Origin of the sequence: Halarcobacter ebronensis, from assembly GCF_013201825.1 — a bacterium.
In the GTDB taxonomy this organism is placed as follows: domain Bacteria; phylum Campylobacterota; class Campylobacteria; order Campylobacterales; family Arcobacteraceae; genus Halarcobacter; species Halarcobacter ebronensis.
This window is the reverse complement of sequence record NZ_CP053836.1, coordinates 263802-288368: the sequence shown is the minus strand read 5'-3', so window position 1 is coordinate 288368 and position 24567 is coordinate 263802. Positions and strand designations below refer to the sequence as shown.

The following is a 24567-nucleotide window of genomic DNA, read 5'->3' as shown; positions in this document are numbered from 1 at the left end:
ACCTATATGACTATTCATTCATTTAAATATATTTTTAAAAACTATTTTCTCTTAAACAATTTTTTTATTAAATTAATAATAACTCTAAAAAATCCTATTACTAGATATATCAAAAAAACATAAAGGAAAGGATGATATGCCATAGAGTGAGAAAACAGTGACTCCATATGTTCCATTGGATGGTTTATCCAAGCATCGAAATGTATTCCAATAGATACAATCACTAATAGTGAAAAAAAGATTATCAACTCTTTTTTTAAATTAATCAAAATTCGTCCTAACTATTTAGAGTAAGGAAAAGCCTTACTCTTTCATACTATTTTTTATAGAAATTTGTCTCTATATATTTAGCCATTTCATCTGGGCTATATCTCATACCTTTGTCTTCAATCTTCTCTTGGTTGTGTTCCATTACTTCATGGTCAGTTCCTGAAGATTGTGTTACGCTTCCTCTTTGAATCTCTAATAATTCAGATTCAATCTCATGAGCTGTCATTTTATTAAGTGCAGGTCCTTTTTTCTTAGGATTTCCCTCTGCATCTATTCCATGACATTTTGAACACATTTTTCCATATATTTCAGAAACAGTATATTTAGACTCTGAAACTTTTTTATAGTATTTTGCGTTTGGATTAAATTTAAAGAAAATATATTCTGACATTGATTTAGGCTCATAATTCATACCCTTTTCAATGATTTTCTTCATATTGTGTTCCATAATCTCATGCTCTGTACCAGAAGATTGATTTAATCCACCACTTTTTAAATCGTATAGACTAATCTCAAGCTCATGTGCAGTTTGGTCATTTAATGCAGGTCCCTTTTTTTCTGGGTTCCCCTCTGCACTTAATCCATGACATTTTGAACACATTTTAGTATAAATTTCTGCATTAGTATAATCTTCTGCATTTGCTGCCACAGCCATAACAGAAACAATGAAACTTATTAAAACTGCTTTTTTTACTTGCATAAATATCCTTTTCTATTTTTTACCTAGAGATGGTTATTACAACCGCACCTCTTATATCTCCACTCTTGTGTCCGTATCCTCTATCATTTTTATAAACTTCAGAGAATCTTCTCTTTGACTCTTTATCAACTTTACTATCTAAACCATGACATTTTTTACAGTCTCTACTATTCATCTCAATTGGAGAATAGATTTTATAAGTATTATCGTTTATAACTTGTACTATCTGCTCAGGCTCGTAGGCATCTGATTTTTGTATTAAATCAAAAGCTTTTAAGATATTTATTTCATTATTCTCTGGTTTTGCTTTTTCATTTCTATTATTTAAACTAACTCTTTTAATAGAAACTTTAGGACCATACTTACTATTAATCTCTTCTAAAACTTTTTTTGATTCATTAATACAATAATCTGTCATACCTTTTGTATCATTTACTTTTTTCGCCTCTTTTAGCTCTCTTTTAAGTCTAGATTCAAACTCTTTTGTAACTTTATATGCAAGCTCTTTTGCTTCTATCAAAGTTACTTCTTGAGCATATATATTTTGCACAAATAGCATTGATAATAAAAATATAAGACTGTTTTTAAATATCATTTTAACAATACCTTCTTACGCTCTACCAGAAAGCATTCCATATACTGTCATTGGTTTAAGTAAATAAACTTTTAATAGCCACCAAATATATCTCTCTTGAGTAGGATCAAGAGGGAATGATGGAGTTGGTTTTTTAGACCAGTCAAACTCAGCAAGCATTACTTTACCTAAATCAGTAATTAGTGGACAAACTGTATATCCAGCATATTTAGAAGTTAAATCTTTACCCTCCATTGCAGATATTAAGTTTTCAACTAATACTTTATACTGTTTTCTTGCACTACCACCGGTTTTCCCCATTGGAATACCAGCAACATCACCTATACCAAATACATTTGGATATCTTGTATGTTGAAGAGTCTCTTTATTTAATTCAACCCATCCACCTTTTGCAGCACTTCCTTTTTGCCAAGCTAAACTAGAATTTTTAACCGCATCAGGAGCTCTCATAGGAGGAGTAACATGCATAAAGTCATACTCTCTTTCTATTTTTTCACTCATTGGAACCATTTCATAATCTTCAATATCTGGATCCCATGCACCTTTTTCAAACCATCTTTTTTCAAAAGTTGCAATTTTTTTCTCAGTATCAACTTCAACTAAATTGTTTTTATATTCCCAGTGCATATTTCTTGCTTCAAACTGTTTTACAATCGCTTCATGATACTCAGGAACACCAAACATTGTTCCTCCATTAGGATAGAACCACATATCTACATTGTCTCTTACTCCAGCTTCTCTAAGTCTTGCTTCTGTTAGATACATAATTTTCTTTGGAGCCCCACCACATTTGATTGGAGTATTTGGGTGTGTATATAGTGCTTTTAATTTTTTCCCTGTTTTTGCTTCTGAAATCAGCTCTTGGATACCCTTCCAAGTGTTTACTGCTCCATCAGCATAGTAGATTGAATGTAAACCATTTTTACCTACTTTTTTAGATACCTCTTCATTTGCTTCTGATGAATGACCTACCCCTTCTAGTCCTTTAATTTCACCATAATCTAAAACTAGACCTGTTGCAACAATTAAATAATCATAAGAAATAGTCTCTCCCCCTTGAGTTAATACTTTATTAGCTTCAGGATTAAACTCTACAACTTTATCTTTTATCATTTTTACACCACTTGGTACAAAATCTTTTGTATTATAAACAATATCAGATTTTTCCCAAACTCCACCAGCAACTAAAGTTTGTCCTGGTTGGTATGATACTGAAACAGGATTTGGTTCAATAATTGTAATATCAGGATTAGATAAATCATGTGTTAATTTAGCTGCTGTTGCAATACCTGCCAAACCTCCACCAACGATTACAATTTTTCCTTTTGCTTCACTTGCTTTTGCCACTGTTGCAGCTTCAGCTTCAGTTGTATTACCCATTAAAAATGATGCTGAACCAAGTCCAGCTAGTTTAAAGGCATCTCTTCTTGAAATTCCTTTCTTTTTTAACTCTGAATCTAATAATTCTAAAGCTTTTTTAAGCTCATCATTATTTGCCATATAGCGTCCTTTGAAATTGTTTTTGATAGATTATCGAAAATAAGATAATAGAAAACTTAATAGTTGCTGAATTGATTAATTATAATTATTACTTCAGCTTATAATTGATTTTGCTTTTAAATACTCGTCTTTATTATTCATATTTAAAAACTCGTCTTCATCCTCGAATTGAAGCTCTTTTGTTGCAGAATTTTTCAAAAGGAAACCTACCTTATGAATATCCTCTTCAAGCATCTTATTTATAAATGATAAGCAAGATTTATGAAAAAGACCACACAAATTATGAGTTTTTTCTGTTTTCGCCACAGTTATACTATATTCTTGTGAATTATTAATTATTTTTTCTATTGTTTCTATTTTAACAAAAGGAGTATCAACTGTAATTATAAATATCTTATCTTCATTTTTAAGAGTTTCAAAAATATTTTTAAGGGCAACCATAGGTGAATGTATATTTTCTTTATCTAAAATTAAATTTTTTTCAAAATTAAATTTATCAGTTTTTGATGAAAGATATATCTCTTTAAAAAATGGTTTTAATCTTTCATATTGAAATTGTGAAAGTGTTGGATAGTTTGAAAAAGGAAGAAGAGCTTTGTCTTCTCCCATTCGTGAGCTTTTACCTCCACATAGAATTACACAAGGTATTTCAAAATATGGAGTTTCCATCTTAAAGACTTTTTGGATCTGTAATATATCCTGAGATTGCACTTGCTGCTGCAACTGCACTATTTGCAAGGTAAATTTTAGAGCTTCTTGATCCCATTCTTCCTACAAAATTTCTATTAGTTGTAGAGATACAAACTTCATTATCTCCTAAAATCCCCATATATCCACCTAAACATGCTCCACAAGTTGGATTTGATACAACAGCACCTGCATCAACTAAAGTATCAATATATCCAAGCTTTGTTGCTTCTCTTAGGATTTTTTGTGTTCCAGGAGTTAAGATTAGTCTTACATGTCGTGCCACTTTTTTATCTTTTAAAATCTCAGCTGCCATTTTAAAATCACTTAATCTACCATTTGTACAGCTTCCAATAAATACTTGGTCAACTTTAATATTATCACTTACTGCTTGTGAAACAGAGTGTCCATTTGATGGTAAAAATGGATATGCAATTACTGGTTCAAGTTTTGCAACATCTATTTCAATAATTTGACAGTAGTTTGCATCTTCATCACTATAATGAATTTTAGGTTCAGCTCTTAATCCACCATTTGTAGCAGATACTTTATCTAAGAACTCTTTTGTAGTTTCATCGTATGCAACAATACCATTTTTTGCTCCAGCTTCAATAGCCATATTACATAAAGAGAATCTATCATCCATTGATAGGTATTGAATAGTATCACCTGTAAACTCTAAAGCTTTATATAATGCTCCATCAACACCTAGGATTCTAATAATTTCTAAAATTAAATCTTTTCCTGTTACAAATGGTGCTGGTTTTCCTTTAAAGACAACTTTAATTGATTCTGGAACTTTAAACCAGTTTCCACCAGTAATCATTCCAAAAGAGATATCTGTACTTCCCATTCCTGTAGAAAATGCTCCTAGAGCTCCATGTGTACAGGTATGTGAATCTGCCCCAATAATAACATCTCCTGGTAAAACTAAACCTTTTTCAGGTAAAAGTGCATGTTCTATACCCATATCTTTTTCATCAAAATAGTTTTTCAAGTTATGTTTTAATGCAAAATCTCTAGAGATTTTTGCTTGATTTGCACTTGCTATATCTTTTGCAGGAATAAAGTGATCAAGAACAATTGCAAATCCATCAGGATTAGCTAATTTTTCAAAGCCACCATCTTCAAACGCTTTAATTGAAATAGGAGTTGTAATATCATTACCAATTACCATATCAATTGGACTTCTAACTATTTCTCCAGCGTAAACCTCTTTTCCTACGTGTTCACTAAATATTTTTTCTGTAATAGTTTGACCCATTAATCACTCGCTTTAATTTTATTTTTTGTGGATTATAGCTAAATTTCCATTAACTACCAAAGCTAAAGAGTCTCTTGACTCTTTTTTGAATTCCTAAATTGCTTATATATTATTAAAGCAACAGCTAAATCTATTAACACATCAGCTAAGTTAAATATTGCAAACTCAAACATATAGTGCCAATATACATAATCCACCACTGCACCATATGTAAACCTATCTAGAATATTTGACAAGCCTCCTGCATATAAAAGTGCAATTGCAAGATAGTACTCTTTAAAAAGATATTGATTTTTATATAAATAAAAGCTTCCAATAATCACAAGAGTTAACTGAATATATTTTAAATATTCAGCCAAAAAAGAGAACATTGAGAATGCTACTCCATAATTATATGCAAGTTGTAAAGAGATAATAGGACCTTGCACACCCCAACCAAAGTGTGCAAAGCCAAATTTTATAACTTGGTCAACTATTAATAATGCAATAAAAATAGAACAAGCTATTTTAAATTTATCTATCATAAAACTTTTTTAATGAAAGACTCTAACTCTTTCATAGACTTTTCAACCTCTTTTTTATCTTTACCCTCTAAAAGAAGTCTAATTTTATTTTCAGTTCCTGAGTATCTAATTAACTCTCTAATACCTTTTTCTCTAATACCTTTTAAAATATCTTCTAAGCCATCAATCTCATTTAATGGTTTTTTCTCTAATACTTTAACATTAACCAATTTTTGAGGATAAAGTTCAAAAGGGTTCAACACTTCACTTGCTTTTTTCCCACTTCTTAAAATAAGTGCTAAAACTTGTAGAGCTGAAGCTAAACCATCACCTGTTTTTGCAACATCAGAAAAAATAATATGTCCACTTTGTTCACCACCAAAATTTACACCATTTTTCTTCATCTCATCTAAAACATATTTATCTCCAACATTAGCTCTTATTAGACCTATTTTATGGATTGCCAAAAAATCTTCAAGGGCTTTGTTTGACATTACTGTTGCTACACAAGCATCACCTTTTAGCATCTTCTCATTTTTCAAAAATAGTGCCAAAGCTCCTAGAAGTTTATCTCCATCAACAACTTCTCCCTCTTCATCAACAACAACAAGTCTATCAGCATCACCATCTAAAGCTATACCAATGTCAGCTCTATACTCTTTAACTAAATTACAAACCTCTTCTGGATGAAGTGCACCACAACTCTCATTTATGTTGTAACCGTTTGGTTTGTTATTTACAGTGATTACATCAGCACCCAATTCATCTAAAATTGTAGGTGCAACTTTATAAGCTGCTCCATTTGCACAATCAAGAACAACTCTTATCCCATTTAGCGCTAAATCATGGGGAAATGAACTTTTAATTGAAACAATATATCTTCCTATAACATCATCAATTCTTTTTGAAGAGCCTATATTTCTCCCTGTTGCTTCTTCTGCTTGAAGTAAATCGTCATTGTGAAATATTTTTTCAATCTCAGCTTCACTCTCAATTCCTAGTTTATCTCCATGATTGTTAAAAAATTTAATTCCATTATCTTCAAAAGGATTATGAGAAGCAGAAATCATAATTCCTGCATCACATCTCATAGATTCAGTCAAATATGCAATTGCTGGAGTTGGCATTGGTCCAATTTGAATAACATTGTATCCAACTGAAGTAAGTCCACTTACAAGTGCATTTTCTATCATATATCCACTTCTTCTTGTATCTTTTCCAACTAAAATCTTCTTTGTAGTTGAATATTTTTTAAAATATATTCCAGCTGCTTTTGCCAGCTTTAATACGGTAATTGCATCAAGATACTCCCCTGCTTTACCTCTTACACCATCAGTTCCAAATAGTTTCATCTGTTGACTCTTCCTGTTTTTTATTAAACTAAGCTTATTTTAAACTAACTTTAAAGTTATTTAGGTAATATTCTACCCTTAAAAATTTTACAAAGAGGTTAAATTAATATGGCAAATCATAAATCTGCTGAAAAAAGAGCAAGACAAACTGGAATCAAAACAGAAAGAAATAGATTCTATAAAACAAGAATTAAAAATGTTGTTAAAAACGTATTAGCTGCGGTTGAAACTGCAGATAAAGATAAAGCGGTTGAAGCAATGAAAACGGCTAACAAATACTTACATCACTGCGTTTCAAAAGGTATTCTTAAAAAAGCGAATGCTTCAAGAAAAGTTAGTAGATTACAAGTAAAAGTTAACGCTCTATAATTAATACATTATAATAGAACATTTTTATAAAAAATATAGACAACAATGCTAAAAGATAAATTACTGCCTTTTATTGATAGATATGAGGAGATTAACCAACTGTTAAGTTCTCCTGATATCATTTCAGACATTAAAAAAATGACTGGTCTTTCAAAAGAACAATCAAGTATTGAACCTATTGTTACTAAAGCAAAAGAGTATCTTAAAGTATTAGCTGATATTGAAGATAACAAACTAATGCTAGAAGATGAAGAGCTTGGAGAACTTGCAAAAGAGGAACTAAAAGAGTTAGAAGTTAAAAAACCTCAATTGGAAGATGATATTAAGTTCTTAATGATTCCAAAAGATCCAAATGATGCAAAAAATATCTATTTGGAACTTAGAGCAGGAACTGGGGGAGATGAAGCTGCAATATTTGTTGGAGATCTTTTTAGAGGATATCTAAGATACGCAGAGAACAATGGCTGGAAAGTTGAACTTATGAGTCAAAGTGAGAGTGAGGCAGGAGGATACAAAGAGATTGTTGCCCTTTTTAAAGGTGACCATGTCTATTCAAAACTAAAGTTTGAAGGTGGTACCCACAGAGTTCAAAGAGTTCCTGCAACAGAATCACAAGGAAGAGTTCATACTTCAGCTATTACAGTTGCAGTTATGCCAGAAGTTGATGATGTTGAAGTTGATATAAATCCAAACGATTTAAAAATTGATGTAATGCGTTCAAGTGGTTGTGGTGGACAATCGGTAAATACTACTGACTCAGCAGTTAGAATTACTCACCTTCCAACAGGAATTGTTGTTACAAACCAAGACCAAAAATCTCAACACAAAAACAAAGAAAAAGCTATGAAAGTACTTAAAGCTAGACTTTATGACATTCAAATGCAAGAGAAAATGGAAGCAGAAGGCGCAAACAGAAAAGAACAAGTAGGTACTGGTGATAGAAGTGGAAGAATTAGAACATATAACTATCCACAAAACAGAGTATCTGACCATAGAATTAATTTAACACTATATAGACTAGACTATATTATGAATGATGGATTATTTGATGAAATAATTGATCCTTTAATAGCAGACTATCAATCAAGACTTATAGAAGCGAATGGATTATAATCCTTCTCTTCTTTGCCACATAACTCCTTTTTTTAATACACTTTTTTGATACCCACTTCATACATTTAGTAGTAACCGAAATGTAATCAATAAACAATAAAATTTCATATCTTAATTTTTTAACGGAGAAAAATATGACTATGAAAAAAACAACACTTGCTCTATTAGCATCTGCTGCGCTTACTGTTTCATTAAGTGCTAGAGACCAAATTAAAATTGTAGGTTCATCTACAGTTTACCCTTTCTCTTCTGCAGTAGCTGAAGAATTAGGTGCAACAACAAAATTCCCAACTCCAGTAGTTGAATCAACTGGTTCAGGTGGTGGTATGAAACTATTTTGTGCAGGAAATGATTTAAATACTCCTGATATCACAAATGCTTCAAGAAGAATGAAAGCAAAAGAGTTTGAATTATGTCAAAAAAATGGTGTAACTGATATTACTGAAGCTGTTATCGGATTTGATGGTATTGCATTTGCTCAAGATAAATCAAATGCTGCTTTTAATGTGACAAGAGAACAATTAGCATTAGCTGTTGCTGAAGAAGTTCCTTCAAAAGATGGTAAAACTTTAGTTAAAAATCCATATAAAAACTGGTCAGAAATTGATGCTTCTTTACCAAATAGAGAAATTATTGTTTATGGACCACCAAAATCTTCTGGTACAAGAGATGCTTTTGAAGAGTTAGTAATGCAACACACTTTCAAAAAAATGGATGTATATACTAGCAAAGCTTCTGAAGATAAAAAATATAAAAAATATTCAGTAATTAGAACTGACGGTGTTTATGTACCATCAGGAGAAAATGATAATATTATCGTACAAAAATTAACTAAAAATAAAACTGCATTTGGTATCTTCGGATTCTCATTCTTAGAAGAGAATGATGACAAATTATCTGGTTCAACTATCAATGGTATCGCTCCAACTCCAGAGAATATCTCATCAGCTAAATACCCAGTATCTAGATCATTATTTTTCTATACTAAAAACTCACATAAACAAGATGTTCCAGCTATGAAAAACTATGTTGAAATGTTTATGTCAGAAAATATGATTGGTAAAAGTGGTATCTTAACTGAAATCGGTTTAATCCCACTACCAGCTGACGAAAGAGCTTCATATAGAGAGTCTGTATTAGCAGGTAAAAAACTTACTTTAGAAGATTTATCTAAAAAATAGTTTTCTTTAAAGGGAAGAGTTTCTCTTCTCTTTTTAGATTTTCATCTAGATTTATCCTATTTTACGCGAAGAGATAGGTTTGAATCTAGATGAAAATCTAAATTGAGGATTCTAAGATAGAAAAGGAACTAGACCTAAGCAAAATAGATTTTGCTTATCAACCTATTATAAACACACAATCTGGAAAAACTTTCGCTGTTGAAGCCTTAATAAGAAACTATCAAGAGATTGGTTTCCAGTCAATTAATGACTTTTTTGACTACCTTGCAAACAAAGAGATACTCTTTGATTATGATATAAAATTAAGAAAAATTGCTATAAAAAAATTTACTCTTATTGATGTACCAAATCTAAAACTTTTTTACAATATTGATAATAGATTTTTCACCATGCCAAATAGAGCATTTGGTAAAACAGCTGAAATATTAGATGAACTGGACTTAAGTAGTGATAGACTCTGTTTTGAGCTAACAGAACATAATCCTTTTAGCGATGAAAATCTTTTTCAAGAGGCAATTCAAAACTATAAAAAAGATAATATAAATATTGCAATTGATGATTTTGGTACAGGAGTATCAGGTCTTCATCTTCTTTATATTTCAGATGCAAATTTTGTTAAAATAGATAAATTTTTTATTACAAATATTGATATAGATCAGAAAAAAAGGCTTTTTTGCTCTTCAGTTGTTGAAATGGCTCATATAATGGGCATAAGAGTTATTGCAGAAGGGATTGAAAGAGTTGAAGAGTACTTTACTTGTAAAGATATTAAAGTTGATTACCTCCAAGGTTACCTTTTTTGTAGACCAACTCTAAATGTAAATGAAGTAAAAAAGAGCTACAAAAATATGAGTTTTTTCAAAAAAGACAAAAGATTAGCAAGTAATAGTATTGACAAATCTTTTATAGAAAAAATTGATGCAATAAATGAAGACTCTTCACTCCATGATCTATTCGTATATTTTAAAGAGCATACAAAAAATACTTTTGTACCAATTGTAAATAGAGAAAAACAGATTTTAGGAGCTATATATGAAGTTGATATAAAACAGATATCTTATTCTCAATATGGTCTCTCTTTAGCAAAAAATCAATCTTTTAAAGCTAAATTAAAACACTATTTAAGACCTGTTCCAGAGATTGATATTAGTTGGGGTATTGATAAAGCTTTAGAGATATTTAATATGAGAAACGATGCAAAAGGTATTTTTGTTAGTAAAGATTCTAAATATTATGGTTTTATAAGCCTTAATAATCTTCTTTCACTCTCATATAAAAGAAATCTTGAAATAGCTCAAAACCAAAATCCTTTGACTAAACTTCCAGGGAATAATCAAATTGATGATTTTATCTATAATGTTTTTAACAATAAATATCAATCACAGATTATCTATTTTGATTTTAATGATTTCAAACCATTTAATGACACCTACGGCTTTAGACTTGGAGATAGAGCAATACTTATGTTTTCAGAGATTCTTCAAAAAAATCTCTCAAGGGAGAGTTTTATAGCACATATTGGTGGAGATGACTTTTTTGTTGGTTTTATTAACTCAACTTTTGAATATGTAAATGAAGTTATCGCGCATATTCAAAGTGAATTCGAAATTAGTGTACAAAGTCTATATAATGAAGAGGATATAAAAAAAGGATTTATTACAGCAAAAGATAGATTTGGAGTAGAGAGAGATTTTAAACTGCTTAGTGTCTCTTGTGCAATTATTGAGATTTGCAAAAAAAGTAGTTTAGAAAATCTAAACTCAAAATTGGGTGAATTTAAAAAACTATCTAAAAGAGTTGATTATCCATTTGGAGTCTGTCTAGACATGTAACTTTACTGTAACCATCTTTTAATAGAATATCACAAAAATTTATTTGAAAGGTAGACATTGCATTCTTTTGAATCAAAAAACAGATCTACAATATTAAAAGAGAGAGTTATTAAAATTGCTTTGATTCTTGCATCAACTATTTCAATTTTAACTACTTTTGGAATCCTTTTTTCAATATTGTTTGAAGCTATCTCATTTTTCCAATTAAGAAGTTTTTGGTACTTTCTTACAGGAACTACTTGGTCTCCAGGAGTTATAGGAAGTCAATTTGGTGCAGTACCTATCTTTGCAGGCACATTAATGATTACATTTATTGCAATGGCAGTTGCCCTACCAGTTGGTTTAGGAAGTGCTATTTATATGAGTGAATATGCAACGGGGAGAACAAGAGATTATCTAAAACCTGTACTTGAAATTCTTGCAGGAATACCTACTGTTGTATATGGTTTCTTTGCTGCAATTACTGTGGCACCTTTTGTTGTAAAAGCAGCAGATTTTTTTGGTCTAGAAGCTACATTTAACTCAGCACTTGCATCTGGAATAGTTATGGGAATTATGATTATTCCTGTAATTTCATCACTTTCAGATGATGTAATTAGAGCAGTTCCTGATAGCCAAAGAAAAGCCTCTCTTGGTCTTGGTATGACACAAGGAGAGACAATCAAAAATATTGTTTTGCCTTCTGCACTTCCAGGTATCATCTCAGCAACACTTCTTGGTTTTTCAAAAGCAATTGGAGAGACAATGATTGTTGTAATGGCAGCAGGTCTTAGACCAAATCTATCTTTTAATCCTTTGGAAGATATGACAACTGTTACAGTTAGGATTGTTGATGCTCTTGTTGGGGATCAAGCTTTTAACTCACCTGAAACTCTATCTGCATTTGCATTAGGGCTTGCACTATTTGTCGTAACATTATTTTTGAACATTATTTCATTGATGATGATTAGAAAATTTAAAGAAAAATATAAAGTGAACACATTATGATTAAAAGAAACAATAAACATATTGATAACCCATTTTATGATCCAACTCTAAATGGAAGACATAGAAAATCAAAAAGGTTTAAAGCTTTTACTGCTACCTCTTTAATTTTCTCAATAGCATTTTTGATATTCTTTCTATATGATATGATTTCAAAAGGAACACCTGCATTTGAACAAGCTTATATAAAAGTAGATGTGACTTATAATGAAGAGTCAATAGAGAATTCAAGAACTGCAATTAGTTCTGAATATTTAGGTGTTGTATCAAGAGCTTGGCTTAGAGAGATTCCAAGACATGTTGAACAAAATCCTTCTTTGATGGGACAAACTATTTCTGTTTGGGCTCTAGCAGATGACCAAGTTGACCAATATTTAAAAGGGCACTACTATAAACTAAAAAGAAAAGATAGAGCTTTGATTGACGATTTAAAAGCTTATGGAAATGTTGAACTTAAATTTAATAAGATATTTTTTACAAATGGTGACTCAAAAATCCCTGAATTTGCTGGATTAAACTCGGCAGTTATTGGTTCAATTTTAACTCTGATTATAACTATGCTTTTTGCTTTTCCAATTGGGGTTATGACAGCAATTTACCTTGAAGAGTTTGCAGATGATAATAAATTTACCCAAACAATAGAGGTAAATATTAACAACCTTGCTGCAATTCCTTCAATTCTTTTTGGTCTTTTGGGACTTGCTATTTTTATTAATCTTTTTGGACTTCCAAGAAGTTCACCTCTTGTTGGAGGTTTAACTCTTGCGCTTATGACACTACCAATTATTATAGTTAGTTCTAGAGCAGCATTAAGAGCAGTACCTGATTCTATTAGACAAGCTGGTTATGGTTTGGGACTAACTAAAATTGAAGTAACAAGAGACCACGTACTGCCTTTAGCATTCCCTGGAATTCTAACTGGTTCAATTATTGGTCTAGCACAAGCAATGGGTGAGACTGCCCCTCTGATTATCATTGGTATGATTGCATTTATTCCAGATGCTCCAAGTTCGGTTTTTCATGCAGCAACGGTTATGCCTGCACAATTGTTTACTTGGTCAGGAATGCCAGAGAGAATGTATGTTGAGAAGACTGCTGCAGGGATTATGGTGTTATTAACAATATTAATTTCACTTAACTCTTTTGCAATATATCTTAGAAAAAAATATGAAGTTAAATGGTAATAAGGAAAAAAATGTCTAATAAAAATATAAAAGTTGATGTAAGCGAATTAAATCTTTGGTATGGGGAAAACCATGCTTTACACAATATAACTGTTCCTTTATATGAAAATAAAATAACAGCTTTAATTGGACCATCAGGATGTGGTAAATCTACATTTTTAAGATGTTTAAATAGAATGAATGACCTTATATCTATTGTTAAAATTGATGGTTCAGTTGTAATTGACAATAAAAATATCTATGATAAAGATGTTGATGAAGTGAGTGTAAGAAAAAAAATTGGAATGGTATTTCAACAACCAAATCCTTTTCCAAAATCAATTTATGATAATGTCTCTTATGCTCCTTTAAAGCATGGTCATGTAAAAAAAGGAAAAGCTTGTGATGAGCTTGTAGAAAAATCTCTTAGAGATGCAGGTCTGTGGGAAGAGGTAAAAGATAAACTAGCGCAACCTGGAACTTCACTATCTGGTGGACAACAACAAAGACTTTGTATTGCTAGAACAATTGCTGTTAAACCAGAAGTTATTTTAATGGATGAACCAACTTCAGCACTTGATCCTATTTCAACTGAAAAGATTGAAGCTTTAATGCTTGAATTAAAAGAAAAATATACAATTATAACAGTAACTCACAATATGCAACAAGCGGCAAGAGTTGCAGACTATACTGCATTTTTCCATTTAGGAAAATTGATTGAATATGATGAAACAGATACAATTTTTGTTAACCCATCAAATAAAAAAACAGAAGACTATATTACAGGAAGGTTTGGATAATGTTAAAACCATATGAAGAGAATGTACAAAAAATAAAAGATGAGATATACAGCATAGGTCAAGAAGTTGTACATGCAAATAAAATCTCTTTGGCTGCTCTTAAAGAGAATGATTTAACAATGTTAAAAGACATAAATCTATCAATAAAAAGTCTTTCAACTAAGTCAAATGAAGTTGATAATTTAATAGTTAAAACTCTAGCTCTATACTCTCCTGAGGCAAGAGATTTAAGGGAAATGGTATCATTTTTAAAAATTACAAATGAGCTTTTAAGAGCAGGAGCAAACTCTAAAGCTTTTGTTAAAACTTTTAAAAAATCATTTGTTGATGATTTAGATAAACACGCTATTTTGGAGTATGCAATTCCTTTGCTTAAAGCATCAAATCAAGCTTTAGAGACTGCAATGCAACTTATTAAAGAGACAGATGAAAAAGTTATTGAAACTGGTTTCCAAAAGGTAAGTGTTGAAGAGAGTAAAACCGATGATTTATATGCAATCATTGAGAAAAACACTTTAAAACTAATTGCTAAAAAAATTGAACTTTCAAAAGACTATTTTGATGTTTTAAGTAGTTTAAGAAGATTAGAAAAAACTGCAGACAGAGCTGCTTCAATTGCAAACCTTTTACTGTTTGCACATGCTGGTGGAGTAATTGAACAAGCAAAATAGTTCAAATATATGGAAGAAAAAATTTTAAAACTTAAAAAAAAGTTCCGATACAATTTAGAAGTTTTAGTAGCTATAGTTATTTTTGCACTTATTATAGCTACTAAATTTGAATTTAGTAAAGCTATCGTTCTAATGTTAGAATTTATTGTCGTAATGGAAGTCATAAAGATGATTTCTGATTTTATAAAAAAAGAGAAGCTAAGACTTAGATTTGTAATTGATATATTTATTATCTTTTTAATTAGGGATGTAATTATCAACACTTCCCAATCTTCAAAAGATTATTTTAATATACTTTTTCTTCTTCTTGTGATTTTTATATTCTTTATTTTTAGGATTTTAGCATTAAAATATTCACCAGGAATTATTAAAATTAACCCAAATAAAAATAAAAGTATCTAACTAGATACTTCTACATAGAGTAAAAGATGAATGAAAAACTAATATTAATTGTGGAAGATGAAGAGGATATCTTAGAACTTTTGGAATACTCTTTACAAAAAGAAGGCTATGAAACAATTGGCTTTTTAAATGTAAATGACAAAGTAGAAAAAGTTTTAGATGAGGAGCCAGTTAATCTTATTATTATGGATAGAAATCTTCCTGGTATTGATGGAACTGAGTTTGTAAATAGCATAAAGAAAAAGGGTTATAATATTCCTATTGTTTATCTAACTGCAAAAGATAAAGATGAAGATATTCTTGAAGGTTTTGATGCCCATGCAGATGATTACATAACTAAACCATTCAATATAAAAGAGACTCTAGCTAGAATAAAAGCTGTTATTAGAAGATCAAGCAATGATGTAGATGTATTAAAAGTTAGAGATATTGTCTATAAAGCCTCAAATAAAAAATTCTATATAGATGATGATGAGATTGTATTAACCCACTTAGAGCATGATTTACTTTTGGAGTTTATGAAAAATAGAGATATTCTTATGACTAGAGAACATCTTCTTGAAACAGTTTGGGAAGACTCATATGATAAAAAACTAAAAACAGTAAATGTTGCAATTAAAAGATTAAAAGCAAAAATTGACCCGAAAAATAAAAAAGAGTATATAAAATCAATTAGAGGGGAAGGTTACCTATTTTGTTAAAGATTCACCAACTCTTTTTAAGAACCTTTTCTCTTATCTTTTTACTTCTTCTTATAGTATTAAGTATCACCATATATTTTTGGTCAAAACATATATATTTAGACCAAATAGAGAAAAATCTTTCACAAAATATTGACTCTCTCTCATTCTCCTTTAACACTTTGGATAATGCTTCATATATTGTTAAAACCTTTAAAGCAAAAACTGGAAATAGAATTACAGTTATTGATGAAGATGGTGTTGTAGTTGCAGATAGTGATAAAGATAAGGAGAGTATGGAAAATCACGCAAATAGAGATGAGATTATCCATGCAAAATATAATGGTTATGGTAAATCAATTAGATATTCTCACACATTAGAACAAGAACTTTTGTATGTAGCTAAAAAGATTGTTATTGATGATAAAATTTACTACATAAGATTAGCTGACTATACTTCAAAAATAAGAGATAATTTTACAGAATTAATCTATCAATTAATAGGTCTTATTGCCCTATTCTTAGTTGGTTTTTTTATTGTAACTTATTACTTAAGTTTAAAAATCAAAGATGAAACAAACTCTATTTTAGACTTTTTAATTCAAATGAGTAATAAAAGACCAAAATATGAGATATATTCAGAGTTTTCTGAGGAGTTTAATAAGATTACAAGACTTTTAAATAAAGTTGCAAATAAGCTCTCTAAAAAAGAGAAACAAAAAGATAAACAAACAGCAAAACTAAAACTTGCTAATAGACAAAAAGATGAGATAATCTCTGCAATTTCCCATGAGTTTAAGAATCCAATTGCAATTATTACAGGATATGCGGAAACTATTTTAAATGACAAAGATTTACCAGAGAAAATGAAAACTAAATTTTTAAATAAAATTTATACCAGTGGTAATAAAATGTCTCAAATTATTGACAAACTAAGGCTGACTTTAAAACTTGAAGAGGGAAAACAGACTATCTTAACTACCCAATGTTCTCTTCATGATCTTTTAAATGACATAATCTCCGATTTAAAAGAAAAATATGCCCAAAGAGAAGTTACTATAATAGGGAAGGATAAAGAGATAAATGTAGATGAAACACTCTTTTCTATGGCACTTACAAACTTAATTGAAAATGCTCTAAAATATTCTGAAGATGAAGTAATTATAAAAATTGATGATGAATTTATCTCTATTATAGATAAAGGGATAGGAATAGATGAACATGAAATTAAAAAGATAAATCAGAAATTTTACAGAGTATCTCAAAATGGTTGGAACAACTCTTTAGGACTTGGACTATTTATTGTTCATGCCATTTTAAAACTTCATGATTTTGAGCTAATTATCACAAGTAAACTGGCGCAAGGCTCAGAATTTAAAATAAAATATTAAATATCACTTAAATTAAGTATTTTTTAAGCTTAACTAGACTATTATTCCACCTCATTAACAAAATCGGAGAAAATAGATGAAATTTACTCAAATGGCAAAAGCTAACGAAATCGAAAGAGATTGGATAGTAGTTGATGCAACAGATAAAATATTTGGTAGAATTATTACTGAAGTTGCAACACTATTAAAAGGTAAACATAAACCTTCATATACTCCTCACGTAGACTGTGGAGATAATGTAATTATTATCAATGCTTCAAAAGCAAAATTTTCAGGAACAAAACTTGAAAATAAAAATTACTATACTCACTCAGGATATTTTGGAAGTACTAAAACTCACAAAATGGCTGAAATGCTAGACAAAAACCCTGAAAAATTATACAAACTAGCTACTAGAGGGATGTTACCAAAAACAAAACTTGGTAAAGAAATGTTAAAAAAATTAAAAGTATACGCAGGAAGCGAACACCCACACTCTGCGCAAATTAAAGGATAAGACTAATGGCAAAAGTATATGCAACTGGAAGAAGAAAAACTTCTATAGCTAAAGTATGGTTAGAAAACGGAAACGGTCAACTTACAATCAATGGTCAAACTTTAGACGCATGGCTAGGTGGACATGAAGCAATTAAAAAAAGAGTAATGCAACCATTAGAAGTATCTAAACAAGACTCTTCTGTAAATATTGTTGTAAAAACACTTGGTGGTGGATATTCAGCTCAAGCAGATGCAGTAAGACATGGTATCTCTAGAGCTTTAGTAGCTTTCGATGAGCAATTCAGAGCAATTTTAAAACCTTACGGATTATTAACAAGAGATGCAAGATCTGTTGAAAGAAAAAAATACGGAAAGAAAAAAGCGAGAAAATCAACTCAGTTTTCAAAAAGATAATATCTACTATATCTTTTCAAAGATTACAGATTTTCTATTCAAAGGGGGAAGACAGATGTCTTTCCCCTTTTTTTATATAAAAATATCTTACTAAACTAATAAAAAATAAGCTAATGCTATTATAGTTATGTTTAAGGACATAAAAAAGATTTAATAGGATATAATCCTAACATGAAAAGAGTTATTATATTTTTTACAATTAAATCATTTTTATTAATTAATTTACTCGCAAGTACCTTAAATCTCTCTATCTCCTCAAGTCCAAGTAGACTAAATCCAATTATTGCAGCAGATAGCACAAGCTCAGAGATAACACAATGGCTTTTTAACGGTCTTTTAAAATATGATAAAGATGGAAATATAGTAACTGACTTGGCAAAATCTTACTATTTTTTGAATGATAAAAAATTGATTATTGAATTAAAAAAAGGTATTAAGTGGCATGATGGAGTTGAACTAACAGCTGATGATGTTATTTTTACCTATGAAAAGATTATGGATAAAAATATCTTCACTCCTAGAAAAACAAACTATAAAGAGGTTGAATCTGTAAAAAAACTAGATAACTATACAATAGAAGTTAACTATAAAAGAGCCTATTTTAAAGCTCTTATAATCTGGATGATTGAGATTATTCCTAAACATATTTTAGAAAAACAAAAAGATTTAATGACTTCTGAGTTTAACAGAAAACCAATAGGTACAGGTCCTTATAAATTAGCAGAATTTAAAACTGGTTCTGATATTGAGCTTATTGCAAATGAGAACTATTTTGAAGGAAAACCTAAAATTGAAAAAATTCATTATAAGTTTTTACCTGATTCTAACACCTCTTTTTTGATGTTAAAGCAAAAACTTCTTGATATAGGAGGTTTAACTCCTCTTCAAATTGATAGACAAATTGATGATAAATTTAAGGACAAATTTAAAATAATAGAGAGACCAAGTTTCTCCTATGACTATTTAGGTTTTAACTTAAAAAATAAAAAATTCCAAAACCCAAAAATAAGAGAAGCTCTCTCTTTGGCTATAGATAGACAAGAGATGGTAGATATTCTTTTCTTTGGACATGGAAAAGTTTGTACAGGTCCTTTTTTGCCAGGAAGTTTTGCCTTTAATAAAGAGATTAAACCTATAAAACAAAATTTGCAAAAAGCAAAAGAGCTTTTAAAAGAAGCTGGATATGACGAAAAACACCCTTTCTCTTTTGAAATAGCAACAAATGCAGGGAATGAAACAAGGGTTAATGTAGCTCAAATTATTCAATATCAACTATCAAAAATTGGAGTAAAAGTTACCATTAAAATTATGGAATGGCAAGCTTTTTTAAATACGATTATCACTCCAAAAAATTTTGAAACCATAGTTATGGGATGGAGTTTGGCTCTAATGCCAGATGCTTATCCTTTATGGCACAGTAAATCAGATTTTCTGGGTGGATTTAATTTAGTTGGATATCACAATAAAAAAGTTGATGAATTAATAGAGAAAGGTTCAGAGATAGTTGATATAAATAAATTATCTAAAATTTATAAAGAACTTTTTTCTCTTATTACCCATGATAATCCTTATCTCTTTTTGTATATTCCAAACTCTATTTCAGTTGTAAACAAAGACATAAAAAATATTGAACCATCTTTTATTGGTATTATGCATAATCAAATTGAGTGGATTAAACCTTAAAATATATTAATTCTTCTATTAAATATGCTTGTAATCTTTTTTTTACTAAACTACTTGCCTATAAAATAATGAAGGTATAAATTTGCAAAAAATCATTCTATTTGACTTAGATGGAACACTAATTGACTCAACTGATGCAATCATCTCAACATTTCACCACTCTTTTAAAGAACTAAACTATGACTTCAAAGGTACTGACGAAGATATCAAAACACTAATTGGTTATCCTCTTGATATTATGTATCTAGAATTAGGTATTGAAAAAGAGGTTGTTTGGGATTTTGTACATGCCTATAAAGAGAGATATAGAGTTATATCTAAACAACAAACAGAACTTCTAAAATTTGCAAAAGAGGCAATTGAGTTGGCTAATACCTTTGCAAGACTTTCAGTGGTTACCACAAAAACTGGGCTTTATAGCAAAGAGCTTTTAGAACATCTTGAACTTATGAAATATTTCGAATTTGTAACAGGAAGAGAGAATGTTGAACACCCTAAACCTCATCCTGAACCAATACATAAAACTCTGGATCTAATGAAAATAGAAGGAACTTGTGATATTTGGATGGTTGGAGATACAGAACTTGATTTAATTGCTGCAAATAGCGCTGGTATTAACTCAGTTGGAGTTTTGTGTGGTTATGGGAAAGAAGAGACTTTAAAAGAGCACACATCATACATAGTAAGCAACCCCTTAGAGGCTGTTGAACTAATAAAAACTATCTCACAAAGCTAATTTTATACCAGCAAAAACAATAGTTACAATTTTGTAAATTCCTAAAATATTAGCACCTTTTTTTTATTCTTAAAGGGTACATAATTTGTGTATTTAATTAATTATATTAATTAATATCAACTTATTTCAGTTCACATTCAAGAGTATATAAGTTTACTTTAATTAATATCAATCCATAAGAAAATATATTTGAAGGAAATTACATGTCAAAACGATTTGCTACAATGGATGGTAACGAAGCAGCAGCATATGTTTCATATGCTTTTACTGAAGTTGCTGGTGTTTATCCGATTACACCTTCATCTCAGATGGGAGATAACACTGAAAAGTGGGCTACACAAGGTAAAAAAAATCTATTCGGTTCAACAGTAAAAGTTATTGAAATGCAAAGTGAAGCAGGGGCAGCTGGAACTTTTCACGGTTCACTTCAAGCAGGTGCACTTACTACAACATATACTGCATCTCAAGGTTTACTACTTAAAATTCCTAATATGTATAAAGTTGCTGGACAATTATTACCAGGAGTTATACATGTAAGTGCTAGAGCATTAGCAGCGCATGCATTATCAATCTTTGGAGACCACCAAGATGTTATGAGTGCTAGAACAACAGGTTTTGCAATGCTTGCAACTGGTTCTGTTCAAGAAGTAATGGATATTGGAGGAGTTGCACACCTTGCTGCAATTAAAGGAAGAGTTCCATTTTTACACTTCTTTGATGGATTTAGAACTTCACATGAAATCAATAAAATTGAAGTTATGTCATATGATGTGTTTGACAGACTTTTAGACTATGAGGCAGTTCAAAAGTTTAGAGACACTTCACTTAATCCTGAATCTCCAATAACAAGAGGAACAGCACAAAATGATGATATCTACTTCCAAGGGAGAGAAGCATCAAATAAATTTTATGATGCAGTACCTGATATTGTAAATGAATATATGCAAGAGATTTCAAAAGTTACTGGAAGAGATTATGCACCATTTACTTTCTATGGTGATCCTGAAGCAACAGACGTTATTATTGCAATGGGTTCAGTAAATGAAACAATTAGAGAAACAGTTGATTATTTAAGAAAAACAGAGGGAAGAAAAGTTGGACTTCTTACAGTTCATCTATATAGACCTTTTAGTACAAAATATTTTTTAAACGCTCTACCAAAATCTGTTGAAAGAATTTGTGTTATTGATAGAACAAAAGAGCCAGGAAGTTTAGGGGAACCTCTATATTTAGATGTAAAAGCAGTATTTTATGGTGAGAAAAAACAACCAAAAGTTATTGGAGGAAGATATGGATTATCTTCTAAAGATGTGCCACCAAATCAAATTATTGCTCTATTTGACAACCTTGCAAGTGCAAACCCTAAAGATCACTTTACAGTTGGTATTAATGATGATGTTACTTTCACTTCAATTGAAGTTAAAGAAAATGTATCAGTTGTGGAAGATGTAAATGAGTGTCTATTCTATGGTCTTGGAGCTGATGGTACTGTTGGAGCAAATAAAAACTCAGTTAAAATTATTGGAGATAAAACAGATCTTTATGCACAAGCATATTTTGCATATGACTCTAAAAAAAGTGGTGGATATACAAGATCTCACCTAAGATTTAGCAAAAATCCTATTAGGTCAACTTATCTTGTATCAAATCCAGGATTTGTTGCCTGTTCAAAAGAGGTTTATCTAGAACAATATGAAGTAATTGATAAAATCAAAGAGGGTGGAACTTTTTTACTTAACTCAATTCATTCAGTAGACGAAATAGTACAAACAATTCCTGACAGAGTTAAAAAAATACTTGCAGATAAAAAAGTTAAATTCTATATCATCAATGCTACAAAACTAGCTAGAGATATTGGTCTTGGAAATAGAACAAACACTATTATGCAAGCTGCATTTTTCAAACTAGCCGATATTATACCTTATGAAGAGGCTAAAACATACATGAAACAGTATGCTGAAAAAGCTTATGGCAATAAAGGGGAAGAGATAGTAAGAATGAACTATCTTGCAATTGATTCAGGAGAAGAGGGTCTTGTTGAAGTTCCAGTTGATCCATCTTGGTCAAAATTAGAGGGTGGAAAACTTGTAGTTCAATCTAAATACAAAGGAAGCGAATATGTTGAAACTTTTGCAAAAGTTGTAAATGCTGCAAAAGGTGATGAACTTCCTGTATCTGCTGTTGTTAATCTTGGAATGGAAGGGGGAACATTTGAAAATGGTTCTACAAAATATGAAAAAAGAACAATTGCAACTATGGTTCCTCAATGGAATGAAGATACCTGTATTCAATGTAATCAATGTGCATTTGAGTGCCCACATGCGGTTATTAGACCATTTTTAATGGATGAAGAGGAGTTTGAAAATGCTCCTGAAGGAGTAAAAACTCACTCTCTTGATTCAAAAGCTAAAGGAACTAAAGATCAAGGTCTTAAATATAAAATTCAAGTATCAATTATGGATTGTACAGGTTGTAATGTTTGTGTTGATATCTGTCCAACAAAAGAGAAATCTCTTAAAATGGTTCCTTATGAAGTTGAAGCAGGAAACAATGAACAAGAAAATGCTGACTACTTATTTAATGATGTAGCATATAAAGACTACTTAGTTAAAAAAGATACAGTTCAAGGTTCACAGTTTGCACAACCTCTATTTGAATTCCATAGTGCATGTCCAGGATGTGGTGAGACTCCATATATCACATTGGCAACACAACTATTTGGTGATAGAATGATGATCTCAAATGCTACAGGATGTACTTCTATTTACTCTGCATCAGCTCCATCAACTCCATTTACTAAAAATGCAAAAGGGGAAGGTCCAGCTTGGGCGAACTCACTATTTGAAGATGCGGCAGAGTTTGGATACGGAATGCATGCAGCAAATGAGACTATTAGAAATAGAATTGCAAGAATTATGAATGAAACTATGGAAGATGTAACTAATCCTCTAAAAGTTTTATATAAAGAGTGGTTGGAAAATAGAAGCAATGGTGTAAAAACTCAAGAGATTAGAGATAAACTTGTACCACAATTAGAACAAAATCAAAACCTTCCAGGAGTAAAAGATTTACTAAGTCTTAAAAAATATATAGTAAGAAAATCTCAATGGATGATTGGTGGAGATGGTTGGGCTTATGATATTGGTTATGGTGGACTTGACCATGTATTATCAACAGGAGAAAATGTAAATATGCTTGTTGTTGATACAGAGGTTTACTCAAATACTGGAGGTCAATCTTCAAAATCAGCTAGAACTGGTTCTATTGCTGACTTTACAAATGATGGGAAACCAAATAAGAAAAAAGACTTAGGTTATATCTCAATGACTTATGGAAACATTTTTGTTGCACAAATTAACTCAAGAGCAAACCAAAAACATGCAGTTCAAGCTATGAAAGAGGCTGAAGAGTATGATGGACCATCATTAATCATCGCTTACTCTCCTTGTATTGCTCACGGTATTCAAGGTGGATTGATGAAATCAGTTGAACATGGTGAACTTGCAACAGATTGTGGATATTGGCCAATTTATACTTTCGATCCAAGAAAGATTGACCAAGGAGAAAATCCTATTAAAATCTCTGGGAAAAAACCTGATTGGGAAAGATATGAAGAGTTTTTAATGAAAGAGAACAGATATAGATCTCTTAAAAAATTAAATCCAGAACATGCAGACTTTTTATTAGAACAAAATAAAAAAGATGCACAATACAGATATAGACAACTATCAAGAATGGCAGCAGCAGATTACTCTGACGAAATTCAAGGCTAATTAAAAGTGAGGTAAGGTTTACCTCAC

At 30.7% G+C, this 24567-nt stretch carries 24 protein-coding genes; 16 read left to right on the top strand and 8 right to left on the bottom strand.

All coding sequences use genetic code 11. The annotated features are described in order from the left end of the window. Positions 1–41: 41 nt before the first annotated feature. From AEBR_RS01515 to glmM, 8 genes are all read right to left on the bottom strand, one after another. Positions 42–269, bottom strand: coding sequence for a hypothetical protein (locus tag AEBR_RS01515; protein ID WP_128981329.1), 228 nt, complete (start codon positions 267–269; stop codon positions 42–44). 47 nt (positions 270–316) lie between these two features. Next, positions 317–970, bottom strand: coding sequence for a c-type cytochrome (locus tag AEBR_RS01510; RefSeq protein WP_129086157.1), 654 nt, complete (start codon positions 968–970; stop codon positions 317–319). Positions 971–989: 19 nt separating this feature from the next. Continuing rightward, positions 990–1565: a Tll0287-like domain-containing protein gene (locus AEBR_RS01505; protein WP_129086156.1), complete on the bottom strand. Its 576-nt coding sequence runs from the start codon at positions 1563–1565 to the stop codon at positions 990–992. Between the two features lie 15 nt (positions 1566–1580). Continuing rightward, on the bottom strand, positions 1581–3065 hold the full coding sequence (locus tag AEBR_RS01500; protein WP_129086155.1) for an NAD(P)/FAD-dependent oxidoreductase: 1485 nt from the start codon (positions 3063–3065) through the stop codon (positions 1581–1583). A 93-nt stretch (positions 3066–3158) separates the two neighbouring features. After that, positions 3159–3734, bottom strand: coding sequence for a molybdenum cofactor guanylyltransferase MobA (mobA, locus tag AEBR_RS01495; RefSeq protein WP_129086154.1), 576 nt, complete (start codon positions 3732–3734; stop codon positions 3159–3161). Position 3735: 1 nt separating this feature from the next. Beyond that, on the bottom strand, positions 3736–5016 hold the full coding sequence (leuC, locus tag AEBR_RS01490; protein ID WP_129086153.1) for a 3-isopropylmalate dehydratase large subunit: 1281 nt from the start codon (positions 5014–5016) through the stop codon (positions 3736–3738). Between the two features lie 62 nt (positions 5017–5078). Continuing rightward, positions 5079–5540, bottom strand: a complete 462-nt coding sequence (gene lspA / locus AEBR_RS01485; protein WP_129086152.1) for a signal peptidase II — start codon at positions 5538–5540, stop codon at positions 5079–5081. Next, the gene (gene glmM / locus AEBR_RS01480) at positions 5537–6871 is read right to left on the bottom strand and encodes a phosphoglucosamine mutase (protein WP_129086151.1); all 1335 of its coding nucleotides are present in this window, start codon (positions 6869–6871) and stop codon (positions 5537–5539) included. The genes lspA and glmM overlap by 4 nt, the downstream gene beginning before the upstream one ends. A gap of 108 nt (positions 6872–6979) precedes the next feature. Here glmM and rpsT point away from each other — a divergent pair, with 108 nt between their 5' ends. The 16 genes from rpsT to nifJ all read left to right on the top strand — a co-directional run bounded on the left by rpsT (position 6980) and on the right by nifJ (position 24540). Beyond that, positions 6980–7240, top strand: coding sequence for a 30S ribosomal protein S20 (gene rpsT / locus AEBR_RS01475; RefSeq protein WP_129086150.1), 261 nt, complete (start codon positions 6980–6982; stop codon positions 7238–7240). Between the two features lie 45 nt (positions 7241–7285). Then, positions 7286–8353, top strand: a complete 1068-nt coding sequence (gene prfA, locus AEBR_RS01470) for a peptide chain release factor 1 (RefSeq protein WP_129086149.1) — start codon at positions 7286–7288, stop codon at positions 8351–8353. 140 nt (positions 8354–8493) lie between these two features. Continuing rightward, positions 8494–9534, top strand: coding sequence for a PstS family phosphate ABC transporter substrate-binding protein (locus AEBR_RS01465; protein ID WP_420370940.1), 1041 nt, complete (start codon positions 8494–8496; stop codon positions 9532–9534). A gap of 101 nt (positions 9535–9635) precedes the next feature. Next, complete coding sequence (locus AEBR_RS01460) at positions 9636–11366, top strand: GGDEF domain-containing protein (RefSeq protein WP_323807944.1); 1731 nt, start codon at positions 9636–9638, stop codon at positions 11364–11366. A 90-nt stretch (positions 11367–11456) separates the two neighbouring features. After that, complete coding sequence (gene pstC / locus AEBR_RS01455) at positions 11457–12353, top strand: phosphate ABC transporter permease subunit PstC (protein ID WP_228711999.1); 897 nt, start codon at positions 11457–11459, stop codon at positions 12351–12353. After that, positions 12350–13534 (top strand): phosphate ABC transporter permease PstA, encoded by a 1185-nt coding sequence (gene pstA, locus AEBR_RS01450; RefSeq protein WP_129086146.1) that lies wholly within the window; start codon positions 12350–12352, stop codon positions 13532–13534. Before pstC ends, pstA begins: the two co-directional genes overlap by 4 nt. Positions 13535–13560: 26 nt before the next feature. Then, positions 13561–14313: a phosphate ABC transporter ATP-binding protein PstB gene (gene pstB / locus AEBR_RS01445; protein ID WP_438940229.1), complete on the top strand. Its 753-nt coding sequence runs from the start codon at positions 13561–13563 to the stop codon at positions 14311–14313. Next, positions 14313–14984 (top strand): phosphate signaling complex PhoU family protein, encoded by a 672-nt coding sequence (locus AEBR_RS01440; RefSeq protein ID WP_129086144.1) that lies wholly within the window; start codon positions 14313–14315, stop codon positions 14982–14984. Before pstB ends, AEBR_RS01440 begins: the two co-directional genes overlap by 1 nt. Before the next feature lie 9 nt (positions 14985–14993). Beyond that, entirely contained in the window at positions 14994–15386 is a 393-nt protein-coding gene (locus AEBR_RS01435) for a phosphate-starvation-inducible PsiE family protein (protein WP_128981361.1), read from the top strand. A 26-nt stretch (positions 15387–15412) separates the two neighbouring features. Beyond that, positions 15413–16087, top strand: coding sequence for a response regulator transcription factor (locus tag AEBR_RS01430; protein ID WP_128981363.1), 675 nt, complete (start codon positions 15413–15415; stop codon positions 16085–16087). Continuing rightward, a complete protein-coding gene (locus AEBR_RS01425) occupies positions 16081–17457 on the top strand; it encodes a sensor histidine kinase (protein WP_129086143.1) in 1377 nt (458 codons plus the stop codon). Before AEBR_RS01430 ends, AEBR_RS01425 begins: the two co-directional genes overlap by 7 nt. A gap of 76 nt (positions 17458–17533) precedes the next feature. Beyond that, on the top strand, positions 17534–17953 hold the full coding sequence (gene rplM / locus AEBR_RS01420; RefSeq protein WP_128981367.1) for a 50S ribosomal protein L13: 420 nt from the start codon (positions 17534–17536) through the stop codon (positions 17951–17953). Positions 17954–17958: 5 nt separating this feature from the next. Continuing rightward, positions 17959–18348: a 30S ribosomal protein S9 gene (gene rpsI / locus AEBR_RS01415; RefSeq protein ID WP_128981369.1), complete on the top strand. Its 390-nt coding sequence runs from the start codon at positions 17959–17961 to the stop codon at positions 18346–18348. Between the two features lie 171 nt (positions 18349–18519). Beyond that, positions 18520–20031 carry a peptide-binding protein gene (locus AEBR_RS01410; RefSeq protein WP_129086142.1) on the top strand — a complete coding sequence of 504 codons (1512 nt, stop codon included), beginning with the start codon at positions 18520–18522 and terminating at the stop codon, positions 20029–20031. Between the two features lie 82 nt (positions 20032–20113). Next, positions 20114–20767 (top strand): HAD family hydrolase, encoded by a 654-nt coding sequence (locus tag AEBR_RS01405; protein ID WP_129086141.1) that lies wholly within the window; start codon positions 20114–20116, stop codon positions 20765–20767. 203 nt (positions 20768–20970) lie between these two features. Continuing rightward, complete coding sequence (nifJ, locus tag AEBR_RS01400; RefSeq protein WP_129086140.1) at positions 20971–24540, top strand: pyruvate:ferredoxin (flavodoxin) oxidoreductase; 3570 nt, start codon at positions 20971–20973, stop codon at positions 24538–24540. Positions 24541–24567: the final 27 nt, after the last annotated feature.